A 26,339-nucleotide genomic window follows, 5' to 3' on the forward strand; every position below is an offset into this window, starting at 1 on the left:
CTAAAACCCTAATGCGCTTCATCCCAATCATGACCGATACCAATTGAAACTTGTAGTGGCACGGATAATTTCACGGCATGTTCCATTAACTCACGGATAGTGTGAGTCGTTGCATCCACGTAATCTTGATGTACCTCAAAAACCAGTTCGTCGTGAACCTGCATGATCATTCTTGAATAGGGTATTTGTTGGGTTGTCTGCCATTTGGCAATGGCTAACATGGCTTTTTTGATAATATCGGCAGCAGTGCCTTGCATAGGAGCATTAATTGCCATTCTTTCCGCTGCTTTTTGGCGAACCATATTGCGTGTATTAATTTCGGGTAAGTGAAGACGACGGCCAAAAAGTGTTTCTACATAACCCTGCTGATGAGCTTGATGACGAGTGCGCTCCATGTATTCAAGAACCCCAGGGTAGCGTTTAAAATAAGAGTCCATATAATTCTGGGCGTCTTGTCGTTCGATTCCCAATTGTTTGGCTAATCCAAAAGCGGACATGCCATAAATCAAACCAAAATTAATCGCTTTGGAGCGACGGCGTTGTTCATGGCTGACCTTGTCTAGTGGAACCTGAAAAATTTCGCTCGCTGTGGCTGCATGAATATCCCATCCCATAGTAAACGCTTTAAGCAAATTTTCATCTTGAGAGAGGTGAGCCATAATACGAAGTTCAATCTGTGAATAATCTGCCGCTAAAAGTACATGTGCTGGTGGAGCAACAAAGGCTTTACGAATTAAACGACCCTCATCGTTGCGGATGGGAATATTTTGTAGATTAGGTTCACTCGAAGATAATCGACCAGTTGCTGCCACGGCTTGGTTATAACTGGTATGTACGCGATGAGTAATTGAATTAATGCATTTAGGTAGGGCATCAATGTAGGTGCTTACCAATTTACTTAAACTGCGGTACTCCAGAATGACTGCGGGTAAGCGATAATCAAAGGCTAACTCTTGTAAAACCGATTCAGCGGTTGACGGTTGGCCTGTAGGTGTTTTGCTAAACACAGGTAATTTTAAGTCATCAAAAAGAATTTCTTGCAGTTGTTTGGGTGAGTTTAAATTAAAAGTCTTCCCAGCTAGTTCAACTGCCTCTCGTTCAAGCTCAATCATTCGCGATTTCAATCGTTCCCCATGTTTTGCAAGCGTTTCTTCATCAATGAGAACTCCTTTAAATTCCATCTCTGCAAGAACAGGGAGCAAGGGCATTTCAATTTCCTGCAATACTTTTCTTACGCCTTCATCAAGCAAGGAGTAAAGTTTGTTATGCAATTTTAAGGAAACGTCGGCAGCCCCTGCTGCATAGGGGGCTGCCTGCTCTACGGTAATTCGGTCAAATGGTAACTGTTTTGCACCCTTACCAGCAATGTCTTCATAACCGATAACTTTATGGCCTAAATATTTTAAAGCGAGTGAATCTCTATCATGCTTGCTGGCATTACTGTTTAGCACATAAGACTCAAGCATAATATCAAAAGCAATTCCTTTTAAATTAATATCATGTTTCTTTAATACATTGTAATCGTATTTTAAATTGTGACCAATTTTGCTGATTTGCGGATTCTCTAGAATTGGTTTTAAAGCCGCCAATACTCCTTCGCGAGATAACTGCATGCTGTTATCCTTATGAGCAAAAGGAATATAAACAGGTTTGTCTTCCTCTATGGCAAGACCAATGCCAATGATTTCTGCATCGAGTGAAGCTCTATTATCCGTTTCAATATTCATGCAAAATGTAGCACAAGAATGCAATTGCGTCAGAAACTCGGTAAATTGGTTTTCTGAATTAATAATAGAAAAATTGCTTGAGGAGAGAAGAGATTGTGGCTGGTTCGCCATATCGTTTTCTTCTTCACCTAATAGTTCTTTTAGCCAGGTTTTAAATTCCATTTCGCGTGTTAAAGCAATAAGTCGTTCGCGGTTTGCTTTCTTGCTAGCTAAATCGGACAGGGTCAGCGGCAAACTCACGTCAGTTTTTATGGTTACCAAGCGTTTGGACAATGGTAAATGAGATAAACTTTCGCGTAAGTACTCGCCAATTTTGCCCCCGATATTGGTGGCATTATTGATTAAATTATCCAGCGTTTGATATTCCTGTAACCACTTGGCAGCAGTTTTAGGACCACATTTAGTGACACCAGGAATGTTATCCACACTGTCACCGACGAGCGTTAGGTAATCAATAATTTGAGCAGGACTTACCCCAAATTTATTCTTCACTCCCTCGACATCAAGCACCTGATTGGTCATGGTATTTACTAAGGTGACATGTTCGTTCACCAGTTGTGCCATGTCCTTGTCACTGGTAGAAATCAATACCGACTGTCCTTGTGTCGTGGCCCAGTGTGCCAGTGTGCCAATGACATCGTCTGCTTCAACACCTTTGATAATCAGGAGAGGTAATCCCATCGCTTCTAATAAAACCATTAATGGCTGAAATTGACAACTTAAGTCATCAGGCATGGGAGCTCGATGAGCTTTATATTCTGGATACCACTCATCTCTAAAGGTTTTTCCTTTAGCATCAAAGATTACCGCAATTTGCGTAGGGTTATAATCTTTGATCAATCGCTTAACCATGTTGGCTACTCCATATACGGCTCCTGTTGGCTGCCCCTTCGAAGTGGTTAGCGGAGGGAGCGCGTGAAAAGCGCGAAAGAAGTAGGAAGAACCATCAATTAGGATCAGCGGTGCGGTCATTAGTCGGTCTCTTGTTGTGCTAAGCGTTGACTGAGTTCGTCAACTTTTTCGCTTAAATTTTTCAAATTTTTACGCATCAAAGGAATACGTGTTACAGATAATTCCTGCTCAATAGCCTTGTCTCTGGGACGAGCAGGGCTACCTAAATAAACGTTACCTTGTTTCAGATGCTTTTTGGGTGGGACGCCAGCACGAGCAGCCAGGATAACTCCATCATCAATGCGAACATGATCACTAACTCCTACATTTGCTGCAAAAATGACGTTATCACCGCTAGTAGTACTTCCGGCAATGCCAGTAAATGCACAAAGAATATTGTGTTTACCCAGCTTTACGGCGTGAGCGATTTGCACCAAATTATCAATTTTTGTACCTTTACCGATTACCGTTGCCCCTAAAGTTGCTCTATCAATTGCAGAATTAGCACCAATTTCCACATCATCTTCAATAATTACATTTCCAACATGGGGAACTTTCAAATGATGATTATCTATAAAAGTATAGCCAAAACCATCTGAACCAATAACTGTTGAGGCATGAATAGAAACGCGCGAACCGATTTGACATTGTTCGTAAATAGTAACGTGAGGATGGATGATTGTATCTGTACCAATGGTGACGTTTTCGCCGATATAAACATGGCTTTTTAGCACGCAGTTATCACCAATCGTGGCTCCTGACTCGATGGTAACATAAGGGCCGATGGCAATGTTGTTACCTAACATAGCATCCTTAGCAATCACTGCAGTAGGATGAATACCCGCGGTGGCTTTTTTGTCTGGATAAAAATAATGCAGCAGTTGAATAAATGCTTTAAAAGGGTGCGTTACTTGGATAATAGGTTTTACTGTGCTCGTAACAGAATCACTTACCAGGATAGCCGCTGCTTGAGAGTTTTCTGCCAATTGCAAATTGTCGTTGCCATCGGCAAAAACTAGAGAGCCGGTAATAATTTTATCAATTGGGGCTAATGAAGAGACTTGAGTTGTTTCATCACCAATTACTACCCCGTTGACTATATTAGCTATCTCATACAGCGAAGCGTTCATTAATGTACCTTATAATCGTGCAAAATAGTGCGATTATAACGCGATGCTGCTTTAGTTGCGAATCTTTATACCCTTCGCAACAATAAAGCGGCATTCGCCCCACCAAAAGCGAAGTGATTGGATAAGGCGATATCAATTTGCTGTTTGCGAGCATGGTTGGCAACATAGTCTAGATCACAAGTAGGGTCAGGTTCATGGAGGTTAATGGTAGGGAGCAAACAGTCATGTTGTAAGCTTAAGGTTGTGGCAATAATTTCCATCGCGCCAGCGGCACCAATGGCATGTCCAGTCATTGCCTTTTGAGCTGTAATAGGTATTTCATAGGCTCGTTTACCAAAGACAGCCTTAATGGTTTCTGTTTCTGTGACATCGTTCAATTGGGTACCAGTACCATGAGCATTAATGTATTGGACATCGCCAATTGCAAGTCTTGCGTCATCTAATGCAGCATGAATGGCTCGAACTTGCCCTTGCATATTAGGGGCCGTGACATGATAGGCATCACAGCTGCCACCAAATCCGATAATTTCGGCATATATTTTAGCTCCGCGAGCTTTTGCATGTTGTAATTCTTCGAGGATTAAAATTCCTGCACCATCGGCCATGACTAGTCCATCGCGATTGATGTCAAAAGGACGGCTTGCCAGATGTGGATTTTCATTTTGTGTGGACATAACCCGTAGCTTACACCAGGCTGCCATAATAGTTTCCCAAAGTAAGGACTCTGTTCCACCACATAAGGCGAGTGGTAGTTGACCAAAAGCAATTTGTTGATAGGCATAACCAATCGCTTCTGCTGATGAAACACAAGCATTGGAAATCGTTGAGTTGGGTCCGCCAAGTCCGAAGGCAATGGCAATATGATTGGCAACGGAGTTGGGCATACCACGAATGACACTCAGAGGAGGTATTTTTTTCCAACTTTGGGTGTAAAAAACATTATAAGCTGCCTCAAGCTCTGGGGTGCCTCCTAAACTGGTGCCAATATAGGTACCCGCCTTACTGCGTTCAGTAGGTGTTAGACCTGACCTTTCAAGGGCATGATGCGCGCAATAAAGTGCATATTGAGCTACACGGGGGTAACGCTTTGATTTATCAAAATCAGGTAAATGAGCAAGGGACAGATTTTTAATTTCGCCGCCAATTTGTGTTGGATAGGGGGTGGGATCATAACTTTGAATACGTTCGATGCCGCATTGACCCTCAACGGCTGCTTCCCAAAAAGCTTCAAGCCCATGTCCGATGGAAGAAACTATTTCCATTCCAGTGATGACAACCCGTTTTTTCATTCCATCCCCTCAGGCTTGTTCCTTTTGCAGTAAAGAGCAAATACTAAATGTCCTTTAGAAAATCTGTCAAGCTGAATTCACATTACTTTGTTTTCCGGCATTATTTTTTCCACAGATAAGCATTTCATCTTCTTTAAGGAGATGGTTATAAAGTTTTAATACCAATTTACGGGAGTGATCATTTTCATGATTAGTAGCGCTATTAAATAAGGCGCTAATAATCATTTGGTTGCAAGGTACATAGATGTAAACAGCGCGATAACCTAAAGTTTCACCTTCATAAAACCAATAATGACCAATCTTTTCATCATAGCCCTGAGAAATACCAAGGCCAAATCCGTAATGGTCATCGGGGTTTGTTATTGGTAATGGCAAACCTGATGAGGTGGAAACTAATTGCTGCATTTTTCCTTGCTGGACTTTGGTCAGTAGTTTGTTCTCAATGAACAAATTCTCTATCCAGTGGACAACATCCTCACTATTGGCTACAACCGCACCGGCAGCTCCTGCCCAACTTAAATTATTCTCCGTGACATCTTGCCCTAACAATTCGGGATTTGCGTAAATATTATAGGAATAACCTCTGACTAACCTTGATAAGACATTGGGAGGGTAGTTCGGAACGGGATAAAACGTATTTTTTAAATTCAGAGGTTTTATAATTTTGTCGACGATTAAATTATGAAAAGACTTGTTATAGGCTTTAGTTAATATTTTATCCATTAACACATAACCCGTATTACTGTAAAAATAGCCGGGTTTACGAGGCGGATTATGCTTTTGGGGATAAACAAGTTTAATTAAATCATCTTGACTCCAGTATTGCTGCAAATTTTTACTAACGAGATAGTTAAAGGTTGGTGAATCAGAATAATTAGGGATGCCAGTGCTCATATTGAGTAATCTAGTAAGCGTTAAATCGCCCCAGTGGGGATAGTTGGATAAATAATTACTTAAAGTATCTGTCAACTTAAGTTTGTCTTCGCTTTCAGCAAGTAGCGTAATCGCTGCAGTAAATGATTTAGTAATGCTGCCTAGATTAAAGAGAGAGTTTTCATCGATGAGAGCACTCCCGGGAGTATTGTCCCTATGGCCAACGACATAGGTGTCTACTTTGTCTTTTGCCTTAATTGAAACCTGAATGGCAGAGATTAATTCCTCTTGGCTGTATTTGTTTAGATGCTCCTGCATGATCTGAGTTATGGCATTTTTTGCATTGTCTTTTGATGGATTAGAAGGTGCGGCAATAGCAATTGATGCAATAGCCCAAAAGGTGAACAGGATTTTTTTCATATCGATAGCCTAAGAATATTAATAATTAATCAATTAATACTCTTAAACTAACATGGGTAAAAGAAGAATCGCAATAAAGCTTGACTTATTAGGGGTTGTCTACATTTCGCTAGCTTTAGGCAAATGTAGACAGCCCCTATAGAGTTAAAATTTATCTACTCTTTTTAGGGGTAGGGGATGAGTCTATAAGCCGCGCGTGCTCGTTCTCTTCCTCTGGTGATTGGATCATTGAAGTCATTTCCTGTGCTCTAGTTGTAAGTGATTTACTGAAAAAGAAGGAGTCGCCTTTGGCAGCGCGAATACCACCTACTAATAACCCTAATCCAGCAAAGAGCACACTGATCATCATGATCACATCCGCTACTAGACGTCGTGTACTGTGGCGATGACTAAATTCATTTTGTGCAGCATCCACTAGTGCCTTAGCCTGTTCTTTTACTGGAGCATCCGATAAACGAATATTTAATGCTTGGTCATAAAAATTATTCACAGAAGTGCTATATTTTTCACCATGGTTGTGGTCTATACCAAGTTGTAATTTTTCATCGTGAAATTTTTTCAACTCAAGTAAGTCAGCGATTAATTCAGTAGTGAAATTTTTCTTATTAGTATGGGCAATAACATCCCAAAGAGCTTTATCGGAGAGCACGGCGTTTCTAAAAGCGGCTTTTAATCCCTCATCAATAGACTGGGGCTCAAGTAGAGTCGCCAATTTATTCAGTGCTTTATTGATATCAGAAATGGGTGTATCGCCTGGCAATATGTTGTTTATATAAAGAGCTGACAAGTCACTATTTATCGCTTTAACTTCTTCATAAAGCGTTATTGACTCTACGCCAAGTTTTGAAAAAGCCTCGCTTACTGTAGAGAAAGCATCAACTTTTGCAGATAGAGTTAACTTCCTATCGTAAATTTCCACTGCTTGGTAAAAATTATTTACTTTGCTTCTTTGCTCAAATGCAGTTTGAAATTCTGTGTTTAGAGTTTTAGGTAATTGACTATAGAAAGTCTGCAAAGTCTTAAACTGCTGTTGATTCTCAGCAAGTTGTGTCGAATGGATGTTATTAACTGCTACATCAAATTGAGCAAGATGAGATTGCCAAACAACCCTCTGAGCTGCAGTGAGCTCTTCCTGGTAATCAATTTGCAAGTTCATAGGTAGGGCACGGTAGGCTGTCTCAAAATTTGAGAAGGCAGAGATTTTGTTTGGAGCCCGCTGAAACTGATCACGTTGCGACTTATAGGTTTCATGACGAGTTTGTAGATCAGAAAATTCTTTTTCTCTTTGTTCAAATGCAGCTTGAGATTGCTTATTAGTTAAGGATTTAGACCATTTTGTATGGAAAGCCTCTAATGTTTTAAACTGCTGTGGCTTTTCAGAAAGTTGTGCTGCATCAAATTGGTCAAGATGGGCTTGCCAAACAAGTTCAAGAGCTGCAATGAATTCGTTTTGATAATCACTTTGCAAATCAAGCGGTAGCGCGTGATAAGCTTGCTCGAAAGTTGAGAAAGCGGGGATTTTATCTTGAGCTTGCTGGAACTTATCATATTGCGATTTATAGGTTTCACGACGCATCTGTAATTCTGAAAATTCTGTTTCAGCTTTTTCCATGTCACTGGCAAGTGCAGCTTTAAATGCCTTGGGTAACATCTCAGCACTTTCCTTAAAGGCTTTCAAGGCTACTTCTTTATCAGCGAAGAGAGGGGCACTTTGAAATGTCACTTGATGATTGCGAACATAAACTATTTGTTCATGCAATTTGGATAACAGGGGGATTTTTTCTAGGTGAGGTTTATCTTCCCGGGCACTGAAAGCACTTTCTTCTTTTGCAAGCGTTTCGACCATACGCCCCCATAAGGTGTTATTACCGATAATTCTAAATAGCAACGCACTTGGCTCTTTATCGGTTAATTCTTCCAGGCAGATAGTAGCTAGTTGAGCGCCAGTCATCTCTTTAAGTTCTTGCTCACTAATCGCATAGAAAAAATTACTTTCAAATTCTACTGGTGCACTTGGATTTGAACTTTGTAGCAAAACAGCTAATTTCTCATTCGCTAGTTTGAATGCCGCAATGGCATCTGCTAATCCAAGTATTAAGGGTTCCATTAGCTCGTTAGATTTAAGTTTGACATCCGTAAGAGCTACTGCCTGCTGTTTTTTTAGGGCTATAAGTTGTGCAATTAAAGTAAGGCCAGCAGTTGAAAGATTTTCTATCGCTGTCCAGAGTGGGGCTGGAGTGTTACTACGATAGGTGGTAACTGCGGTCTCATAGGGTCTAAAACGGTGAGTAATTACCCTACCATATCGATCTATATCCAAGGTAAACAAGCGACGCAAAATGACGCTTTCGCGATATTGGGGAACAAAAGCATGTCCTAACTGGATTTCCTTATCCCCTTTATAATGTGGAACTAGCAAATTATTGTTGGCTACAGGGTGAGGATAGAGTTGCCAAGAATTACTAGCGTCAATTTGATGGGTAATGAGATCGAGGTAATGATTAAATTTCTGGATTAACTCTTGAGGCTCTAAGGTAGTAAAATCAAGCAAATTCACGTTAACTCGAGGGAATTCCACTTCTAGATCTTCAACGAAATCAGGAAATGCGACTTCTTCGTTCACACTCAATGGAATCGCGCTTGTATAGATAGTGCTTTTAAAAAGGGAGCTTTCCTCTTGATGTGGAGCCAATTCTTCTTTAAGCTCCCTGATTTTCTTAAGTCTGTGGTTTAATGTGCCTGCAAAGGTCTGGGCAACCTTGTCATAATTTCCCTCCTCACCAAAAGTAACCTCAGCAAATTCAGGAATGGCAAGATAAGTAGCCAATTTTTTCTTTGTCTCTGTATCCAACAAATCCTTAGGAATTTTGCTTAATGCGTTCTTAACCATCGTAAGCATTAGATCGGCTGCGGTATGTATTGTGTCTTCTTTTTTAGCTACCTCATCCATTTTTTCCGTCAAAGTTATTCCCTTTTTGGCAATTTCTGTAAGTAGACCTACAATATTACGATAATTGGCAATATAGCCTTTTGTCCATTTTTTAATGTTTAAGACGCCCTCATATTCTGCTGGAGAAAGAATATCTTCATTATTACTAGGAGCTGCAAAGTAGCGGAAGGCATCACCCCAGTCGATGCGGGCAAATTGCTGAAGGGCTCGCTCTAAGGGATGAGCATGGGTGGGATTTAAACGCACCATATTGCCACTATGCACGCTATAAGCCCCTAAGAGCAATGAGAACAGCAGTGATATTGATAAACCAAAATATTGCCCACCTTGTGTTAGCAGTGGGTAAGCGTTAGGACCATTGAGCATTTCCCACAAAGGATCACGATCAGAACCATCTTTATAGCCTGTACCAATGATTTTCCATAGTTCGGTTAGAGCAACTTTAGGTTGAATTAAGCCATAAGAGCCATCCTCAAATTGGATAAGATCGGCAAAAATTAGTGACTTAGTGTAGTTTGGGGGAAGCTTGCCTTCCTTGATTAAAGGTTCTAAAAGAAGTTCTTTAAACTCATTTAATAAAAGACCCGCAAATAACTCGGTAAATAATTCTTTTTTATCTTTAGGGGCTTTAATAAAGAATTCTTCTTTGCTTTTTTCTCCCCTATAAAAACCACTTTTATTTTTGCCCCCTGTATCTGCAAATTTATGGAGCTCTTGTCCTTTATATTTAATTGGCATTACTTAACTCAAGATAAAAACTGATAATACTGTTATAATAGTGGACAAAGGTTAAGAGAATATTAAGATAGAAAATTGATTGTAGGCGATTGTTTGAATAACTCTCTTTCTATTATAAATTGCCAAAATAGGTATTGTATAAGCGTACGAAAGTACCGTCTTGGTCTGCAGCTTGAATTTGCTGATTAATCTGCTGAATTAATGCTTTATTTTGTGGCATTGCCATAATAGCCATCCCATCGCCAACTAAGCTTGCTTTCTCGAAGGTTTTAAATTGACCGCCGCCATTTTCCTCCCAATATTGGGCGGTTGACTCATGAATAAATGCTGCGGCAATAGTGTTTGTACTAAGTGCGGTAATCACATCTTCAATATCATTGAAAGCTAAAGTCTGAAATAGGCCAGGATAATTAGCATTTAAGTAAGCATAATAAACGCTACCATCTTGCCCTCCTCGCAAGACGCCAACTGTTTTTCCTGCTAAATCATTAAGGCTAGAGATATTGCTGCTTTGTAAAATTAAAAATTGTCCCTTGCTTAGCATATAGGGTAAGGAAAAAATATAATTTTTTTCTCTCACTGGCGAAATAACAATACCTCCAATGGCTATATCGATCTCACCGTCATCAAGTGCTGGGAATAATTTATTAAAATCCATCGGTACCAAAGTACATGTGGTATTCATTTTTTGACAAAGAAGATTAATAAAATCAATATCAAACCCTTCACTTAAAGACATCACAAATGGGGGGTATAAAAATACAGTTCCAACTTTAATATCAGCATGGGCTGAAAGAATATTAAACGAAAAGAATAAAGAAAATAATACTGCTTTGATTGATTTCATTATCTGTTATCCATATGTAATAAAACAATTTATACAGTGGCACTATTCGTTTAAACCCTACATTTTCTAGTTATAAGTGTAGTTGATGTCTCACAATTTTTTTCAAATTTAATTTTAGTCTACGAGTGTAAAGGGCTTGGCAAGATGTAGTAGCCAAATTAGGACGATTAGGAAAAAGACCTCTGCCAAGATGGGGGTTTGTTTTTTTTTCGTAAAAACACGATAAAGAAATTTTAAAAAGGCATTAAAAATAAACAATAAAACTGCGGTTAAAAATACAGTGACTAGCGCGATGTAGAGGCAGGGTGCATTAAAGTAAAACGGCACAAACTGCATATATAATCCTGCACCTTTACGATAGCAAAGAGAAAAAAAGTAATGTTTATCAAGACAAATTAAAATAATTAAGGCATAAAGTTGTAGGAAATAAGAATTATAAAAAAGTTTATTCATTTAGCGGACCTGTTATGTCGACCCCGTTTAGCTAAATTGCCCAATCATAAACAAGTTTTTGCAAAGGGATTACCCAGTAATCACTGACATTAACGGTTTTAAAACCATTGCGCAGATAAAGATTGAGTGCATTGCGATTTGACGTCTCAACATCAAGTGTGAGCATACTCTTCCCAAAGGCTAACGCTTGGTTAATGCAATGAGCCAACATTTCTCCGCCCCACCCTTGTCGTTGATGCTGGGGTAAAATGGCAATATCAGAAAAAATAGCACTCTTTGGCTGCCAATGTATGTGTGCTTTACCAACAATGATTTCCTTATAAAGTGCAAGTAACAAGATATAGTCGCTATCATTTAACAATAAATCAAAACGTCTAGTCATATTTTCTTGTGGCTCAGCAAAGCAAGCTGCATCAATAGCGCACAAGGTAGGAATATCCTCCAAAACAGCTTTGCGCATAGAAAGTTTTGGAGTAGGAATTAAAATAGGTTCATAGCTTATTCTGTGCATGTGATATTCGCTATTGCGATAAGTAAATCCAAGCTTTGTTAGCCAAGTTTCATTAATTGTGGCGGGATTAGAAAAGATAAGATTTTTCATGTCTTTAGCAATTAAGAGAGGGAGAATATTACGCAGTAACTGCCTGGCAATACCTTGCCTTCGATGGGCAGGAGCCACCAGAACGCTTACTTCACAAGCATCTTCATAGAAAAAATAAACACTTAAAAAACCGATTAATTGCCCTTCTTGAAAGTAAAGCACATTATTATCTGTTGGGCGTTTCTGAACTAATAAATGATCATAGAGGGTTGGAGTGCCGCCATCCTGTTCGCGGCATAACATAGTTAGATCATGTACAGCTTTTAATTGGTTATTATCAAGTTGGTTATTGCAAATGATCATGATTTTTTCTTCTTAAATAAATTAAAGTATTGCATAGATTTGATAAATTTTTTTACATTTTTCAGTTAATTGTTCAATGTCTTTATTGAATAGAGAAAAAGATCATAAATAACAAGCTTAAAATAAATAATAATGGGTTAATCGGTTGGCGCGTAACCAGTTTTAGTAGGGTGTAAAGAATGATGCCCCCACCGATACCATCAGCAATAGAGGAGGTGAAAGGAATTAACATGATGGTGACCATGCAGGGAGCAATTTCCGTAAAGTCAGTTAATTGCAAATCTACTAAATGTTTCATCATGCTGCATGCAACATACAGAAGTGCTGGACCTACCGCATAACTTGGGATCATTTGGGCAAGGGGGAAAAAGAACAACATTAGAATAAAGCCTGCCGCAACGACTAAAGCAGTTAAGCCACTGCGCCCTCCTGCCTCAATGCCTGCGGCTGATTCGATGTAGGGTGAAGTACTCGCAGAACCTAAAAGCCCGGCAAGTGCTGAGGCTGCTGCATCAGCAGTAAGGCTCCTGCTTAATCGCTGCTGATAGTCTTCTGCATCTTTAAAAACAGTGCGATTAAGTAAGCCAATCAGTGTACCGGTAGCATCAAAAACGGCAATTAGAAAAAAAGTAAAGGTCGCTTTAATGGCGGCAAGAGTATTAAGGCCTGAAAAATCAAGTTTAAGAAAAGTGGCATCCATTGACGGAGGGAGGGCGATGATACCACGCCATGGGGTTAATCCTAGCAACAGGCTAAGGATGCTAATAGTTAAAATGCCTAAAATAATGGCGGCGGGGACGCCGTAATAATCTAAAATTAAAATGACTAAAAAACCTAGAATAAATAAACCAATCTGTGGGGTGGCAAGATTGCCTAGTCCCATTAAAGTATAGGGATCACTCACGATTAGTTGATTGGTTTTTAATGCGATTAACGCGATAAGCAAACTGATTCCGATAAGTATGGCAATTTGCAGATTATGAGGAATGGATTCGATTAATAAGCGTCTTAAGCCAGTAAGGCTGAGTGCTAAAAATAAGATGCCGGAAATAAAAACCATGGCAAGTGCATGTTGCCAATTGATACCCATTCCCTGAACTACTCCGTAAGTAAAATAAATATTTAAGGCCATGCCAGGTGCAATACCAATGGGTGTATTAGCGAGTATCCCTGTGAGCGCGCAGGCAAACGCTGTTACTATGCATGTGGCGGTAAACACTGCACCTTGATCCATACCTGCCTGATGCAATAAAGAGGGGTTAACAAAGGCAATATAAGCCATTGTTAAAAAAGTGGTTACACCAGCTAGGATCTCCGTTTTTAAGGAAGATTGGCTCAGAAAACGGGATTGTAAGCGGTTCATAGAGTTGCTCAAAGGCAAAAGTTGATCCTACAAAAGTTAGAGGAAGCTTGCAATCTCTGGATATCCGAATAATTACGCCCCGCGTTTGAACCATCCCTCAAATCTTATTACGTATCCATTATAAATTTAGTAACTTGTATCCTTCTTTTTTCAACTCACTTTCAGCCAATTCAAATGCCTCTTTCCGCGAGATAGAAGGGGCTTGTTTTCGATATTCTCTTGCTTTTTTTGCAAGTGGATGATTAGGGTCACGATTGTATGCAGTATCAAACGCAATATTGGCCTCTCTCTCCTTTGCTCTATAAAATTTAGGGTTATACATATTCTCTCCTAAGTGACTAATAAAATACCATGTCGTTTCATTTACAGGCGACTGGGTCAAATTAATTGCATGCCCTCTCTCATAAATCCTATAATTTTTGTGGTAAAGAGCCACGGATTGAAAGTCTGTTTGAGCGAAAAACATCATATGTTATTTAAGTTGCGAATATTGTCAAACAATTTGCTGCTGAACAATCAGTGATTTATCGCTATCAAGAGCTGCTCTTTCAGTATTTGTGTGAAAAATCCCCAAGGCTTCCGGCATGAAGAATGCTTTATCTCGAACATCCAATCAAAGAGAGAGGATAAAATGGCAAAAAAACTTGAAGGAAAGGTTGCAGTTATCACTGGCGGCAGTAGTGGAATTGGCTTTGCAATTGCAAAGCTATTTGTGGAAGAAGGAGCCTATGTTTTTATCACAGGTCTTGAGAAACTTGAGTTAAAAAAAGCAAAAAAAGTCATTGGTAAACGTGTTTCAGTTATACAAGGTGATGTTATGAATCTTGCTGACATTGACGATTTATATAAAACCGTAATGAAGAAAAAAGGACAGTTAGATATTGTTATTGCTAATGCAGGTTTTGTGGAGCGTTGCCTTACGGAAAATGTAACGCAGGCTCACTTTGATAAAACGTTTAATACTAATGCGCGGGGTGTATTTTTTACTGTGCAAAAGGCAATCCCATGTATGAAAGATGGTGGAACCATTGTGCTTATCTCTTCAGGTTTACATATGAAAGGGGTTCCAGAGCATGCTACATATGCGGCCACTAAAGCTGCAATTCGTTCTTTTGCCAGAACCTGGGCTAATGAATTTAAAGATAAGGGCATTCGTGTAAACACACTAAGTCCTGGACTTATCGACACACCTATTATTTACAGTCAGTTTCCAAATAAGGATGATGCTGAAAATGCAAAAGCCGCTTTTGCCCAAATTACCCCACTTGGGCGCATTGGCCGACCAGAAGAAATTGCAGTGGCTGCTTTATTCTTAGCTTCTGATGACAGTAGTTTTAGTACAGGAATTGATCTCGTTGCAGACGGCGGAGCCACCCAAGTTTGAGTAACTTGCAGTAGCGGTATTTGCATTTTGCAAGATTCACTAATGCTTGGTATGTTTAAATTAGAAATGAATATTCAGCACGGCAAAAATAATTTCTATCGTAATTAATACAATAATAATGATTTCCAAACTATGGGAATGACGAGTTTCCAGGTAGCCATGGAACATGTCAAAGATTTCATTAAGTGTGTCCAAGCGATGATTAATGGCATTAACTCGTCGCTGAATATGTAAATAGCGTTCCATCATCGTATAGTATTCTTCAAGTGTTGGGTGCTGCCAGAAATATTTGGGATGATAAAGGAAATTACTGATCAAATTCATCTCACTCTTGGCGCCTAAAATTTCGCCAATCACCTGGCGTATTTGATTGCGGGTTACAGGCATTTCTCCCTTGTTAGAGAGACTTTGAATCATTGGATTGTACTTTTCGATAAGAGCTTCGATAATTGTTTCGAAATACTGCAATTTTACTGACTGTGAAAATCCATAAGAGAAGCTTAATTTTAATTCATCACTGTCGGCATCTATTGTTAAACAATCGACATCAAAAAAATCGTGTGGTTCTATTGCTATTTTATCGCCAATTTTATAACTGAACTCATCTCGAACTAAAAAAGTTATTAATTTGTCACCAAAAGGGCGAATGATATCGAGATAGGTGCTAATTTGATATCGTTTTATTCCCCAAGAGACCACAGTTCCATTTTTAAAAACAAAAACTAGCGTATTGCTTGCGTCACAATGACTTAATTTTAAGACGTCACGTGAGCGAACAGAACTATAGCCAATCAATGTATTTTTGAAGTGTGTATCAAGACGCGTTAAATCTATTGAGCTGGCAATGCAATAACTTAAGCATTCCATGATTTATAACCTTTGCTGTTTTATCACCCGTGATATTTTGCAAATATCACGAGCATTTATCGTAACTAAGATTATAACCCAACCCTTGCAAGACTACACGCTTTCTGTAGTTTCTCGTCCTGGATAAGCTTTTTTTCTATCCGTTGCGCCACTTAACCAATTGGGACAAACTTCTAGTACCTCTGCTATTTTATCCAGCTGCTCTGGGGATGGTAACAAATGACCAAAAATCATGGCATTTGCCAAATGGCGAGTAACACCGAACACCTTAGCTACAGCTTTAGTTTTCTCTGCCAGTTCTTCTGGGAAGCCCAACAAAGATAACTCCCGATTAAAGCGTTGTGAAAATACTTTACTGTTCACCTTTCACTCCATGAAAAAAAATCCTACTATCAGCAAATTAGCTGACCCCACTACCCGTCAATCCTTGATACAGGTAAATCTGTTATAACTTATTTTTTTATCGCCGCAAAGTATTTTCTATGATTTTAAAAACAATTAGTTACCGTTTGAGAATTTATTGTCTAAAGGTCTTCCATATCCTACTAAGCAAGAAGTATTTAAAGGATTGGAAGAGTTTCAAAAAGTAGGCGAAGAATTTTCTTCGCAACAGAAGAAATGCAAAATAAAAATTAGGAGAGGAAGCGGATTATGCTCCTCTCTTAATTTTCTCCACATGCTAGGCGGTATATTTAAATTCGACAAAAACCTGATTTGCTTTTAGGCGACCGGACCAAGGTGTTGAAGTCGCAAAACCGTCACTATTAGTATAGACGGTAGATGGGCCATTAAATTTACCTCCATCGTAATAACGATAACCGGCATCAACACTCAGATGGCTTTGCGAAGGTCGAAAGTTAAAACCTGCTGACGCTTGCCAGGCAAAACTATTTTTATCAGTTGGGCCGCCAATACTAGTTGTCGAACCAATCGGCACACCGGCAACATTGACTGTACCTACAGTATGAAAGTCTCGCACCTCGTTGTGTGCAAAACCGATACCACCGCCAATAAAAGGATTTAATGAAATACTGGCGAAATTAGCCCAGGCTTGTGCGGGATGCAAAAAACCATTGATTAGCAAAGCACGATTACTTAAGCTGAAAAAACGAGTCCTTTCGCTTCCCGTAAAGCCTGGCGTACCGGAAGTAGCAGGAGGTGAGCTTTGAAATTTTTGATAATCAAAAACCTCATGATTAAGATAACTTAAACTGATATCAATATACTGATGGACTTGCTTACCAAGAGCAAAAGTATAAAACCCCCTGTCACCAAGATCAGCATCATAACCTTGCGAAGAAAAATCCCAGAAGGCGGGATTTGGATTATCGATGCCTGGCTTTTCGGTCCAGGAATAGCCAGTACCAATGGAAGCAAACCAGGGATAAGTCGTAATCACTTCTCCCATTGTTCCTGCATGTAAAGAAAGTGATGAAATATATAAAGCAACTAAACCTAATTTTTTATTCATAATAATCTCCTTTTATGATTCTTACGATTAACAAATAGTTCATTTATCCTCTCGAGGATATTTTATGGAGTCTATCATACAAGTTCTTGTTAAATATTAAATTTTTTTAAATACTCATTCATCACTCTTTCGTTAGCTACTGATCCTGATTGTACCAATTCTTCAACTTTAGATTGAATATCGTTAGCAGGTTGTAAATAAGTTAATAAGAATTTTTCCTTAATCACAGGATGCATCCTATACCCTCGTGATCCGGTTTTAAACTCGTTAGGGTGCTTAAATCAAATAGGTCCCCATATTAGCGGGCTTCCTAAGCATTATTTCATAATACCCAGGATTCATTCCTTTATGCTAGTCGACATAAATTTATCTCGTAATGCTCCTTTTAACGAAGGAATTATGTTAGCAATTACTGTACTTAAGTAAATGCATATCTTTGTTTTTACTGTGATTATTTAATCTAAAGAAATAAATTGATTGGGGATAAAGCCGCTTTGAGTAGCTTTATCCCGGCGATAGCAATTAGCCCTTGTCGCTAAAATAATTCAAATTCAACTCTCGCGCTGCTTTAACATCATCTAAGCGTTTCACAGGTAAATTATGAGGGGCTTCTTTTAGTAAGTCAGGATTATTTTGTACTTCCGTTCGAATAGTTTGCATGGTGCTAATAAAACCATCCAACTCCTCTTTGCATTCAGTTTCAGTAGGTTCAATAAGCAAGCACTCAGGCACCAATAGTGGAAAATAAGTCGTTGGTGCATGAAAACCATAATCCAATAAACGTTTTGCTAAATCCATTGCAGTAATGCCATGGAGTTTTTTCTCCTGACTTAGAGTTAAAATGAATTCATGTGTTGCTCGTCTGTCAGGATAGGCAGCACTAAAACCAATTCGTTGTAGCTCCGCGAGCAAATAGTTTGCGTTTAGCGTAGCAAATTCAGAAACACGTAATAACCCTTCTTTCCCTAAAACACGAATATAGAAATAAGCACGTAATAAAATACCGGCATTACCCATGAAGCAAGACAAACGTCCAATGCTTTGCGGATAATCACTTCGCGTTGCCCAGCGATAATTATTTTCTTCTTTAATGACTGCGGGTAGTGGTAAATAAGGTTGCAAACGTTTGCTAACGGCCACAGGACCAGCTCCGGGACCACCTCCACCATGAGGTGTAGCAAAAGTTTTATGCAAGTTTAAATGCATCACATCAAAACCCATATCTCCGGGACGGACTCTACCTAAGATGGCATTTAAATTGGCACCATCGTAATAAAGTAGTCCTCCTGCTTGATGCACAATTTGAGCAATCTCTTTAATTTGGCGCATGAATAACCCTAAAGTTGATGGGTTTGTTAGCATGATACCGGCTGTTTTAGGGCCTACTTTACTGCGCAATTCTTCCAGATCAATGTCACCATCTTTTGCCGTTGTAAGCTCAATAACCTTAAATCCGCACATGACTGCAGATGCTGGATTCGTACCGTGTGCGGCATCTGGAATTAGCATTTCATCACGCAGCGTATCGCCTCGAGATTGATGATAAGCTTTTATCATCGCTACACCAGCAAACTCACCTTGTGAGCCTGCCATCGGTGTTAAAGAAACACCTGGCATGCCGGTTATCTCTGCTAAATAGCCTTGCAATTCATGAAGAATTTGCAAAAATCCCTGGCTTGCTTTTTCAGGTGCAAGAGGATGGCGTTGGAGGAATCCAGGCTTTGATGCAGCATTATGGATACCCCGTGGATTGTATTTCATAGTGCATGAACCCAAGGGGTAAAAATTAGTATCGATTGAAAAATTAAGCTGCGACAAACCTGTAAAATGACGAATGACTTGGAGTTCCGAACAAGCTGGCAGACGCGCAGCAGCTTTGCGTAAAAATTGAGAAGGAATCGCTAATTGCTCTGCTGCTTCTCCAGGCATCTGTGCGGTGGCTTTTCTGGTTATTTGTGAGCGTTCAAAGATCAACATAATTTGCCTTCCGTTTTTTGAATGAGGTCTTGAAGTTCGGCGCAATGCTTCACTGGCGTGAACTCAATGATCTGAAAGTCAGCAATTTCAGCGAGATAATAAGGATCGCGTTCAAGTACTGATTCCAAGTATGCTCTATCACTGGTAGCTGCTATGATAATACCGCCAGTCCTTGGTTTCATGGGACCAGAAGCTATCAGTAACCCTTGTTTATAGTAGTAATCAAGAAACTCACGATGAGCTTGTAAATATTTATCAACTTCACTTATCGGGGTTTTATAAGTTAACTGTACAATAAACATCAACTGCCTCGCTTAGCCATAATTGGTCTTAATGAGTTTGCGTAATGGTCAATTTCTTGAGCGGTACGCATCTCTGTCGCACAAATAAGAAGTGTATTTGTTAATTGCGGGTAATGAGACTGCACAGCATAGCCACCAATAATTCCTAATTCACGTAATTGTGCCAATACTTCATCAACCGGTTGATTTAGTTTTAACAAGGCCTCATGAAAATAGGGTGCTGAGAAAACAGTTTCCACACCATTAATTTGTGTTAGTTCGGTAACCAGTTTCTGGGTATTCAAATGACAAAGACGTGCGACTTGTTGCAAGCCTTCCGCGCCGAGTAGACTCATGTGAATGGTTGCTGCCGTGACTAAAAGACCTTGATTGGTACAGATATTAGACGTTGCTTTACCTCTCCTAATATGTTGTTCTCGAGCTTGCAAGGTTAATGTAAATCCAGTCTTTCCCTCTTTATCGATTGTACGTCCAATTAAACGACCTGGCATTTGTCGGACATGTTCCATCTTGGCACTAAAAAAGCCAAAATAGGGGCCGCCTGACGCCATTGGAGAGCCTAAGGGTTGTCCTTCTCCACAGGCGATATCAACCCCATGACTACCCCATTGACCAGGTGGTTTAAGAAGACCTAAGGAAATAGGATTCACGTTGGCGATGCTAATCGTATTATTTGCATGAGCCCAGTCGGTAAGTTCATCGACTAATTCCAGACATCCGAAGAAATTGGGTTGAGCTATTACTAAGGCAGTAATGTCTTCACCATGATATTGATTTAATGTTGCAAGAGAAGTAATGCCTAGCTTTTCATCAAAAGGTAAAGTAATAATTTCGATGTGCTGTGTACGGGCAATGGTTTCTAATGTTTCACGATAGAGTGGGTGAACTGTTCCTGCCACTAATACGCGATTACTTTTGCTGCGTTTATTCAACCGTACAGCCATTAATACTGCTTCTGCAAGTGCGGATGCACCATCGTACATTGATGCATTAGCAACATCCAGGCCGGTCAATTCTGCAATCATGGTTTGAAATTCATAGAGTAACTGCAAAGTGCCTTGGCTTGCTTCAGCTTGATAGGGAGTATAGGCAGTTAAAAATTCCCCCCGTGATGTAATATCCCACACAGCCGCTGGGATATGATGTTCATAACTTCCAGCCCCCATGAAGCATGTGCCATTATGGTTTTTGGCTGCTAGAGCGTTTGCTTCGCGCAACATTGCCATTTCTGAGAGACCTTCTGGAATATTCTTAAGCTCGCCATAAAGCAAAGAAGAAGGTATTTCATCAAATAAATCCTGGGTCTTCTTGATACCGATGCGTGTTAACATCGCTTCGATATCTTCTTGGGTGTGTGGAATATAAGGCATTGTTAATGATCCTCTTTAATTTCGTTTTGATATTGCTCAGCATTCAATAAGTCATTGATTTCAGAAGTATTGTGAGCCTTTATTTTTACTAGCCATCCCGCACCATAAGGATCTTTATTAACTAATGCGGGGTTTTCACTGACTTCCTGGTTAATAGCTACAATAACGCCACTAATCGGGGCATAAAAATCAGATGCTGCTTTGACAGATTCAACCACACCAATCTCATCGCCCACTCTGACTTCATCCCCTTCTTCAGGTAACTCAACAAACACCATATCCCCTAATAATTCCTGGGCATGCTCTGTAATCCCCACAGTGAAGTCATTGTCCTCAGCTCGTAACCATTCGTGAGTTTTTGTAAATTTTAAATCGGTCATTTTTATCTCTCTTTTTTATTTTGATTTAAACATTTTGTTAATAAACGGGATCAGATTATTCTAGGATCTTTCCTCGTTTAACAAATCTTGGTTTCACAACTTTTGCGGGGATTAATTTGCCGCGAATGTCAACCAATACTTCCTCGCCTATGGCTGTCGGAACACGAGCCAAGGCAATAGATTCACTACGGGTTGGTGAATAAGAACCACTGGTAATAATTCCTTCACCGTGACCTTCTATAACTACTCGTTGCCCGGTGCGCATAATACCTTTATCTTGTAAGATTAATCCCACTAGTTTTCGTTTGACGCCTTGTTGTTTCTGCGACAGGAGAGCTCCCATCCCAATAAAGTCTCTATCTTCAGGTTGCCATTTCACAGTCCACTCTAATCCTGATTCGAGGGGAGTGGTTGTTTCGTCCATATCTTGACCATAGAGCAACATACCTGCTTCCAAGCGTAAGGTATCCCGTGCCGCTAACCCACAGGGTTTTATTCCCGCTTGTAATAAGGAAGACCAAAAAGAAATAATTTCTTCTTTAGGGAGAATAATTTCAAAGCCGTCCTCACCCGTGTATCCTGTGCGAGCAAAGAACCAATGTTCAACATCGACACACTCAAAATAAGTTAGGGTGGATACTGCATCAATTTGCGCAGGGGTAAGTACTGTCATGGTATTGGGGATTGCTTCTGGGCCCTGTACTGCTAACATGGCGAGATCATTTCTTTCTTGTAAGCCTACAGAAAAACCTTCACTTTTGCTGCGAATCCATGCCAAATCCCGTTGACGAGTCGCTGAATTGAGTACCATACGATAATTATCTGGCGAGCGCTGATAAACAATCAAATCATCAATAATGCCACCATGCTCATTACACATGCAGCTATAGAGTGCTCTGCCGGTATGCTCTAGCTGGTCTACATCATTGGTTAATAGTTTGCGTAAAAATTGCCGTCCTCCTGCACCTAAAATATCAACAACAGTCATATGGGAGACATCAAACATCCCTGCATGTTGGCGCACTTGATTGTGTTCATCAAGTTGCGAGCCGTAATGCAGCGGCATATCCCAGCCATGGAAATCGACCATTTTGGCACCTAGAACTACATGAGTAGCATGTAATGGTGTTTTTGCAAGCATATTAATCCCTCATTTCGCGCGTTGGTTGCAGATGATTATACCGGTATGAGTCGCCGCGACAAGAGCGATGATGAGCTCTTATTTCTGATAAGCTGTTTTCTTTAGAACAACATGCTCTTTTCTCTCTGTGCCAACATCCTTCCCGCCCTAATTGTAAGTATAGAAGTGTAAATGCTAGAAAATACTCAAAGGAAAATTTTTTATGTTTAGCTTTCTTCTACCGATAGTAACTCTACCCACGAAATGCTATATGGTGATATCAACCGAGACATATTGTTGGAAAAGGGTTATCAATTGGCTAGCTGAGGGACCGATTTCTTGCGGGTTATGATGAACTAAATAGAGGGGATAAGTGCGTATATTATCATTATGCTTTAAGAGAATTGGTTTAATGGGCAAGTGACGGTCTACAAGCAATTGTTTTGGAAGCCATGAAAAACCAATACCATGAGCAACACATTGAATTTTCATCTCTAATGAGCTGACTTTCCAATGAAACTCCGAACCTAGCCAGCCTTCATTACGTTTATTTTTAATTCCTGAATCCTGAGCAATGATATAACGTTCGTCATGGAGATCATCAAGAGTCAGCTCTTTTGTATGTAATGGACTATCAATGTGAGCATAAGGCAGGGATTGAATATCTAACAATTTTTCTCCCAGATAGCCTTCCGGAATTTTCGATACAACAGCTAACTCGGCCTCGCCATTGATTAATGATTCGCTAGGGCCTGACAAAAGTCCATGGTTAATGATTAGACGGGTGTGTTTATTGCAAAGGCCAAATTGATGCAATATTTTCATTAGAATTTTGGGAGGAAAGATTTCATCGATTGCCAGGCGCAAGTTTTGTTCATAATTGAGCGTAAGATTATGAGCAGCATTATCAACATTTTTGGCAGCGCGAGTAATTTGACGGGAGAGATTTAAGATCTGTTGACCATGCTCTGTCAAAACTGCTTTTCGTCCGTCAATGTAAAGTAATGTTAAACCTAACATGTCCTGTAATTTAGCAATGGTGTAGCTAATGCTTGATTGGCTTTTATGAAGTTTTATTGCCGCTTTTGCGAAACTCCCTTCATCCACTACCGTCTGTAAAACTCGCCACTGTTCTAACGTTACTTTCGTCATGGGTGACTCGCTGAAATCATCGAAAAAATTGATGGTTTAGTTCAAAAAAATGCGCTTTTTTCTTTGATAAAGCTAATTACAATCAATTTCATTGAACTAAACAGGAGAATAAAATGAAAAGAGTAGCTTTATCAATCCTAGTTTCTGGATTTTTACTAGGAAGTAATGTGAGCTTTGCCAATGAAAGTTCACAGGCACTAAAAAAACAAGCTGTCACGGAGTTTTATCAAAAAGCAATTAATGAAAAAAATTTTACTGCTGCTGAGGGATACTTAGGACCTTGGTATATTCAACATAATCCTTTGGCTCAAGATGGTATCGATGGCTTTAAACAATATATCGATTATTTAAAAACGAACTATCCCCAATCTCATAGCGAGATTAAGCGAGTATTTGCTGAGGGAGACTATGTGATTTTACATGTTCATTCAATCAAAGAGCCTGGTACAAAAGGACAAGCCATTATTGATATTTTTCGCTTGGAAAATAATAAAATAGTGGAGCACTGGGACGTTATTCAAAACATCCCTACTGAATCTGCAAATGGCAATGGTATGTTTTAGAAATGAGTTACTTGCGCAATCTTTAAAGATTGCGCAAGCAATAGCTTTTGTGAAAAACTCCGGGTTTTCACGGATGGTAAAGAGCTAGGTAATCCATTATGCTTCTGCCCGCACTTACCTATTGAGTGTTGATAACAGGAGTAAAAAATGCAGTTTAAAAAAATAAGTCATATTTTAGCGATAAGTGGATTAATTGCGCTTAGTCAAGCTAGTTTTGCGGTGGATACAGCGAATGAAAAAATGGTTTTCAAGAATGAAAAAGGCTCGGTTTTGGAATTAACCAGTTCTAAAGACGGTTCTCTTTCAGGCTATTTTACTACGGCTGTAGCCTCTAAAGAATGCCAACAAGCTGTTGGTCAAAAAAGACCTGTTGTTGGTTTTTTAACCGGGAATGCGTTTACCATTAGCATTGATTATCCTGATTGTGGTTCAGCCTTAAGTATCATTGGAAACTTAAGCCAAGATAATAAATTCTTAGACACCACTTGGATGGTAGTACATCAAGCGCCTGCGTCAAAGAACAAAGATTTAGGTGCGCGTTTTATGGGAAATAATTCCTATAACCGAATTGGTTAAAGTACTCTAATTAATGGCTTTTCATAATGACTTAAGGCTTAGCCATTACATGAGAGATTTAAACTAAGCCTTTAGAAATTGGAATCTGAAGTCTTACTACAGGTCTTGGGAAAAGAAGGCTTGTAGTAAGTTAAATAATGCTATTTATTTTTGTCCAAACCCTTATATGTTTCGCTGGACTCAATATCTTTTTCAATAGTATCGATCGCTTGTTCTCTCTTAGTCTGGGCAAAAAATAAAATATCGCTTGCAGCTATTTTTCTATCGTCTTGGTAAGCTCTAACCGCACCGACTCCCGCTTTTATGCTTATAGCTAATAATCCTATTCCTAATGTTAAAAGACTAAATAGAATGTTGGCTACAATGGGTTTCAATATTTCCCGATGTTCTTTCATTATATTATCTTGACTGTGAAGTAATTTTTTGAAATCAGCTTGAAATCGTTTGATATCTTCAGGGCTTGGCGGTTCTTGTGATATTTGTTTACTAAATTCATCAACTTTCTGTTTTAATTCCTCAGCAAGTTTAGTAACAGCATCCCCTTTTGGTTTATCAACATGGGATAAAGTTTCTCCAAAATCCTGCATAAATTTTATCTTAAGGTATAGATTATTAAAGCTGGCAGGACTTTTAAGATTTTCATGACTCTCTGTTGTTGCTTGTTCTGGGGAAGATTTTGTTGTTTGTTCTGGGGGAGCCTTTGGTTTAAATTCTTTATTTTCTTCTTTTAATGCAATGAATTCATCAACCTTAAAAATAGTTTTAAAAAAGTCTTTTATTTGAGGATCTTTCACCTCTTTATCCAGAAACTCGCCCAGGTCAATAAAAATTTGTCCGCCTGAAAAAACAGCCACATCTTCTCGAATTCCAGCTTTAATTTCATCCTCAGTATGACCAGGAGACTCTTTCCATCCACCAATATCTGAAAGTCCTGATTTTGGCTTAACTGCAAAAGAGAAGACGTCCCATAAAGGGCGTTCTAGATTGCTGGCATCTCCCTCAGGACAAGTAACAGAGAGTACTTTACCGTATGCACCAGATTCAGAAGTTATTGTGATTCCCAGAAGGTGATGTTGGACTTTGAAACTGTCTAAAAACATACCTATATTGTCTGCTTTGAGATGTTCCCTCTCTCTTTTTTGACCATAACTTGCGCTGACAGTCATTTTTCCTGGAATCTTAGCTAAAAGACTTGCCAGATTGAATGCACCAATATGAAAATAGTGACATTTCCCTCCTCCTAAGGCATGCTCGTATTTGTGAATTTCAGTTGTTGATGGTGTAAAAAGGCTGACTTGCAAAAGTGGCCATCCAGTATTGCCATTCCGTGGAGCTAAGGGAATTTTTTCATTTCTACTTTTAGCCTCGTTATGAGTATTCAATATATTTTCTTGCTCGGCTTCTGAAAGAAAGGTAACTGGCATGATAATTCACCTGAATGTGTGTATTGTTTGCAAATATAGCAAACAAAACTTAACGCTAAATGAAGAAGAAATTTAATAGGTGAAGTACGAATTCTTTCCATTGCTTAAAAGTTGCCTGTCTTAGGCATGTTTTTTGCCTCATGAATTCAACATTTCGCAATGGTCTTT

General features: G+C 39.4%; 24 protein-coding genes. 3 read left to right on the forward strand and 21 right to left on the reverse strand.

Translation table 11 applies throughout. From position 1 onward, the window contains the following. Positions 1-8 precede the first annotated feature (8 nt). The 10 genes from polA to Lbru_RS01000 form a co-directional block, all read right to left on the reverse strand. A complete protein-coding gene (gene polA, locus Lbru_RS00955; protein ID WP_058440306.1) occupies positions 9-2,699 on the reverse strand; it encodes a DNA polymerase I in 2,691 nt (896 codons plus the stop codon). Next, positions 2,699-3,748, reverse strand: coding sequence for a UDP-3-O-(3-hydroxymyristoyl)glucosamine N-acyltransferase (gene lpxD, locus Lbru_RS00960; protein WP_058440307.1), 1,050 nt, complete (start codon positions 3,746-3,748; stop codon positions 2,699-2,701). Before lpxD ends, polA begins: the two co-directional genes overlap by 1 nt. A 65-nt stretch (positions 3,749-3,813) precedes the next feature. Next, positions 3,814-5,037 carry a beta-ketoacyl-[acyl-carrier-protein] synthase family protein gene (locus tag Lbru_RS00965; protein ID WP_058440308.1) on the reverse strand — a complete coding sequence of 408 codons (1,224 nt, stop codon included), beginning with the start codon at positions 5,035-5,037 and terminating at the stop codon, positions 3,814-3,816. 66 nt (positions 5,038-5,103) lie between these two features. Then, complete coding sequence (locus tag Lbru_RS00970) at positions 5,104-6,330, reverse strand: serine hydrolase domain-containing protein (RefSeq protein WP_083500781.1); 1,227 nt, start codon at positions 6,328-6,330, stop codon at positions 5,104-5,106. A gap of 151 nt (positions 6,331-6,481) precedes the next feature. Beyond that, positions 6,482-10,018 (reverse strand): LepB GTPase-activating domain-containing protein, encoded by a 3,537-nt coding sequence (locus Lbru_RS00975; RefSeq protein WP_058440309.1) that lies wholly within the window; start codon positions 10,016-10,018, stop codon positions 6,482-6,484. Positions 10,019-10,130: 112 nt separating this feature from the next. Further along, entirely contained in the window at positions 10,131-10,865 is a 735-nt protein-coding gene (locus Lbru_RS00980; RefSeq protein WP_058440310.1) for a transporter substrate-binding domain-containing protein, read from the reverse strand. A 114-nt stretch (positions 10,866-10,979) separates the two neighbouring features. Continuing rightward, on the reverse strand, positions 10,980-11,318 hold the full coding sequence (locus tag Lbru_RS00985) for a hypothetical protein (protein ID WP_058440311.1): 339 nt from the start codon (positions 11,316-11,318) through the stop codon (positions 10,980-10,982). Positions 11,319-11,349: 31 nt separating this feature from the next. Further along, positions 11,350-12,222 (reverse strand): GNAT family N-acetyltransferase, encoded by an 873-nt coding sequence (locus Lbru_RS00990; RefSeq protein WP_058440312.1) that lies wholly within the window; start codon positions 12,220-12,222, stop codon positions 11,350-11,352. Between the two features lie 82 nt (positions 12,223-12,304). Then, on the reverse strand, positions 12,305-13,585 hold the full coding sequence (locus Lbru_RS00995) for an NCS2 family permease (protein WP_058440313.1): 1,281 nt from the start codon (positions 13,583-13,585) through the stop codon (positions 12,305-12,307). A 118-nt stretch (positions 13,586-13,703) separates the two neighbouring features. Continuing rightward, positions 13,704-13,907 (reverse strand): hypothetical protein, encoded by a 204-nt coding sequence (locus Lbru_RS01000; protein WP_058440314.1) that lies wholly within the window; start codon positions 13,905-13,907, stop codon positions 13,704-13,706. A 309-nt stretch (positions 13,908-14,216) separates the two neighbouring features. Here Lbru_RS01000 and Lbru_RS01005 point away from each other — a divergent pair, with 309 nt between their 5' ends. After that, entirely contained in the window at positions 14,217-14,969 is a 753-nt protein-coding gene (locus Lbru_RS01005) for an SDR family NAD(P)-dependent oxidoreductase (protein ID WP_058440315.1), read from the forward strand. A 60-nt stretch (positions 14,970-15,029) separates the two neighbouring features. On the opposite strand, the gene Lbru_RS01010 is transcribed toward Lbru_RS01005, so the two are convergent. The 10 genes from Lbru_RS01010 to Lbru_RS01050 all read right to left on the reverse strand — a co-directional run bounded on the left by Lbru_RS01010 (position 15,030) and on the right by Lbru_RS01050 (position 23,608). Next, entirely contained in the window at positions 15,030-15,836 is an 807-nt protein-coding gene (locus Lbru_RS01010) for an RMD1 family protein (protein WP_058440316.1), read from the reverse strand. A gap of 93 nt (positions 15,837-15,929) precedes the next feature. Continuing rightward, positions 15,930-16,199: a hypothetical protein gene (locus tag Lbru_RS01015; RefSeq protein WP_058440317.1), complete on the reverse strand. Its 270-nt coding sequence runs from the start codon at positions 16,197-16,199 to the stop codon at positions 15,930-15,932. Between the two features lie 316 nt (positions 16,200-16,515). Beyond that, entirely contained in the window at positions 16,516-17,307 is a 792-nt protein-coding gene (locus Lbru_RS01020) for an outer membrane protein (RefSeq protein WP_058440318.1), read from the reverse strand. A gap of 89 nt (positions 17,308-17,396) precedes the next feature. Next, on the reverse strand, positions 17,397-17,534 hold the full coding sequence (locus Lbru_RS17020; RefSeq protein ID WP_238583798.1) for a hypothetical protein: 138 nt from the start codon (positions 17,532-17,534) through the stop codon (positions 17,397-17,399). Positions 17,535-17,829: 295 nt separating this feature from the next. Next, on the reverse strand, positions 17,830-19,284 hold the full coding sequence (gene gcvPB / locus Lbru_RS01025; protein ID WP_058440319.1) for an aminomethyl-transferring glycine dehydrogenase subunit GcvPB: 1,455 nt from the start codon (positions 19,282-19,284) through the stop codon (positions 17,830-17,832). After that, on the reverse strand, positions 19,278-19,586 hold the full coding sequence (locus Lbru_RS01030) for a YciI family protein (protein WP_058440320.1): 309 nt from the start codon (positions 19,584-19,586) through the stop codon (positions 19,278-19,280). Before Lbru_RS01030 ends, gcvPB begins: the two co-directional genes overlap by 7 nt. Then, the gene (gene gcvPA, locus Lbru_RS01035; RefSeq protein WP_058440321.1) at positions 19,586-20,956 is read right to left on the reverse strand and encodes an aminomethyl-transferring glycine dehydrogenase subunit GcvPA; all 1,371 of its coding nucleotides are present in this window, start codon (positions 20,954-20,956) and stop codon (positions 19,586-19,588) included. The genes Lbru_RS01030 and gcvPA overlap by 1 nt, the downstream gene beginning before the upstream one ends. A gap of 2 nt (positions 20,957-20,958) precedes the next feature. Then, on the reverse strand, positions 20,959-21,336 hold the full coding sequence (gene gcvH / locus Lbru_RS01040) for a glycine cleavage system protein GcvH (RefSeq protein WP_058440322.1): 378 nt from the start codon (positions 21,334-21,336) through the stop codon (positions 20,959-20,961). Positions 21,337-21,391: 55 nt separating this feature from the next. Beyond that, positions 21,392-22,477, reverse strand: a complete 1,086-nt coding sequence (gene gcvT / locus Lbru_RS01045; RefSeq protein WP_058440323.1) for a glycine cleavage system aminomethyltransferase GcvT — start codon at positions 22,475-22,477, stop codon at positions 21,392-21,394. Positions 22,478-22,723: 246 nt separating this feature from the next. Next, on the reverse strand, positions 22,724-23,608 hold the full coding sequence (locus Lbru_RS01050) for a LysR family transcriptional regulator (protein WP_058440324.1): 885 nt from the start codon (positions 23,606-23,608) through the stop codon (positions 22,724-22,726). 113 nt (positions 23,609-23,721) lie between these two features. Between Lbru_RS01050 and Lbru_RS01055 the strand changes: the two genes are divergently transcribed. Continuing rightward, on the forward strand, positions 23,722-24,171 hold the full coding sequence (locus Lbru_RS01055) for a nuclear transport factor 2 family protein (protein WP_058440325.1): 450 nt from the start codon (positions 23,722-23,724) through the stop codon (positions 24,169-24,171). Between the two features lie 147 nt (positions 24,172-24,318). Continuing rightward, positions 24,319-24,747, forward strand: coding sequence for an avidin/streptavidin family protein (locus Lbru_RS01060; protein WP_058440326.1), 429 nt, complete (start codon positions 24,319-24,321; stop codon positions 24,745-24,747). 140 nt (positions 24,748-24,887) lie between these two features. Here Lbru_RS01060 and Lbru_RS01065 read toward each other — a convergent pair whose 3' ends face one another. Further along, on the reverse strand, positions 24,888-26,048 hold the full coding sequence (locus Lbru_RS01065) for a hypothetical protein (protein ID WP_131793423.1): 1,161 nt from the start codon (positions 26,046-26,048) through the stop codon (positions 24,888-24,890). Between the last annotated feature and the right edge of the window lie 291 nt (positions 26,049-26,339).

It is taken from the genome of Legionella brunensis, from assembly GCF_001467025.1.
GTDB classification, from domain to species: domain Bacteria; phylum Pseudomonadota; class Gammaproteobacteria; order Legionellales; family Legionellaceae; genus Tatlockia; species Tatlockia brunensis.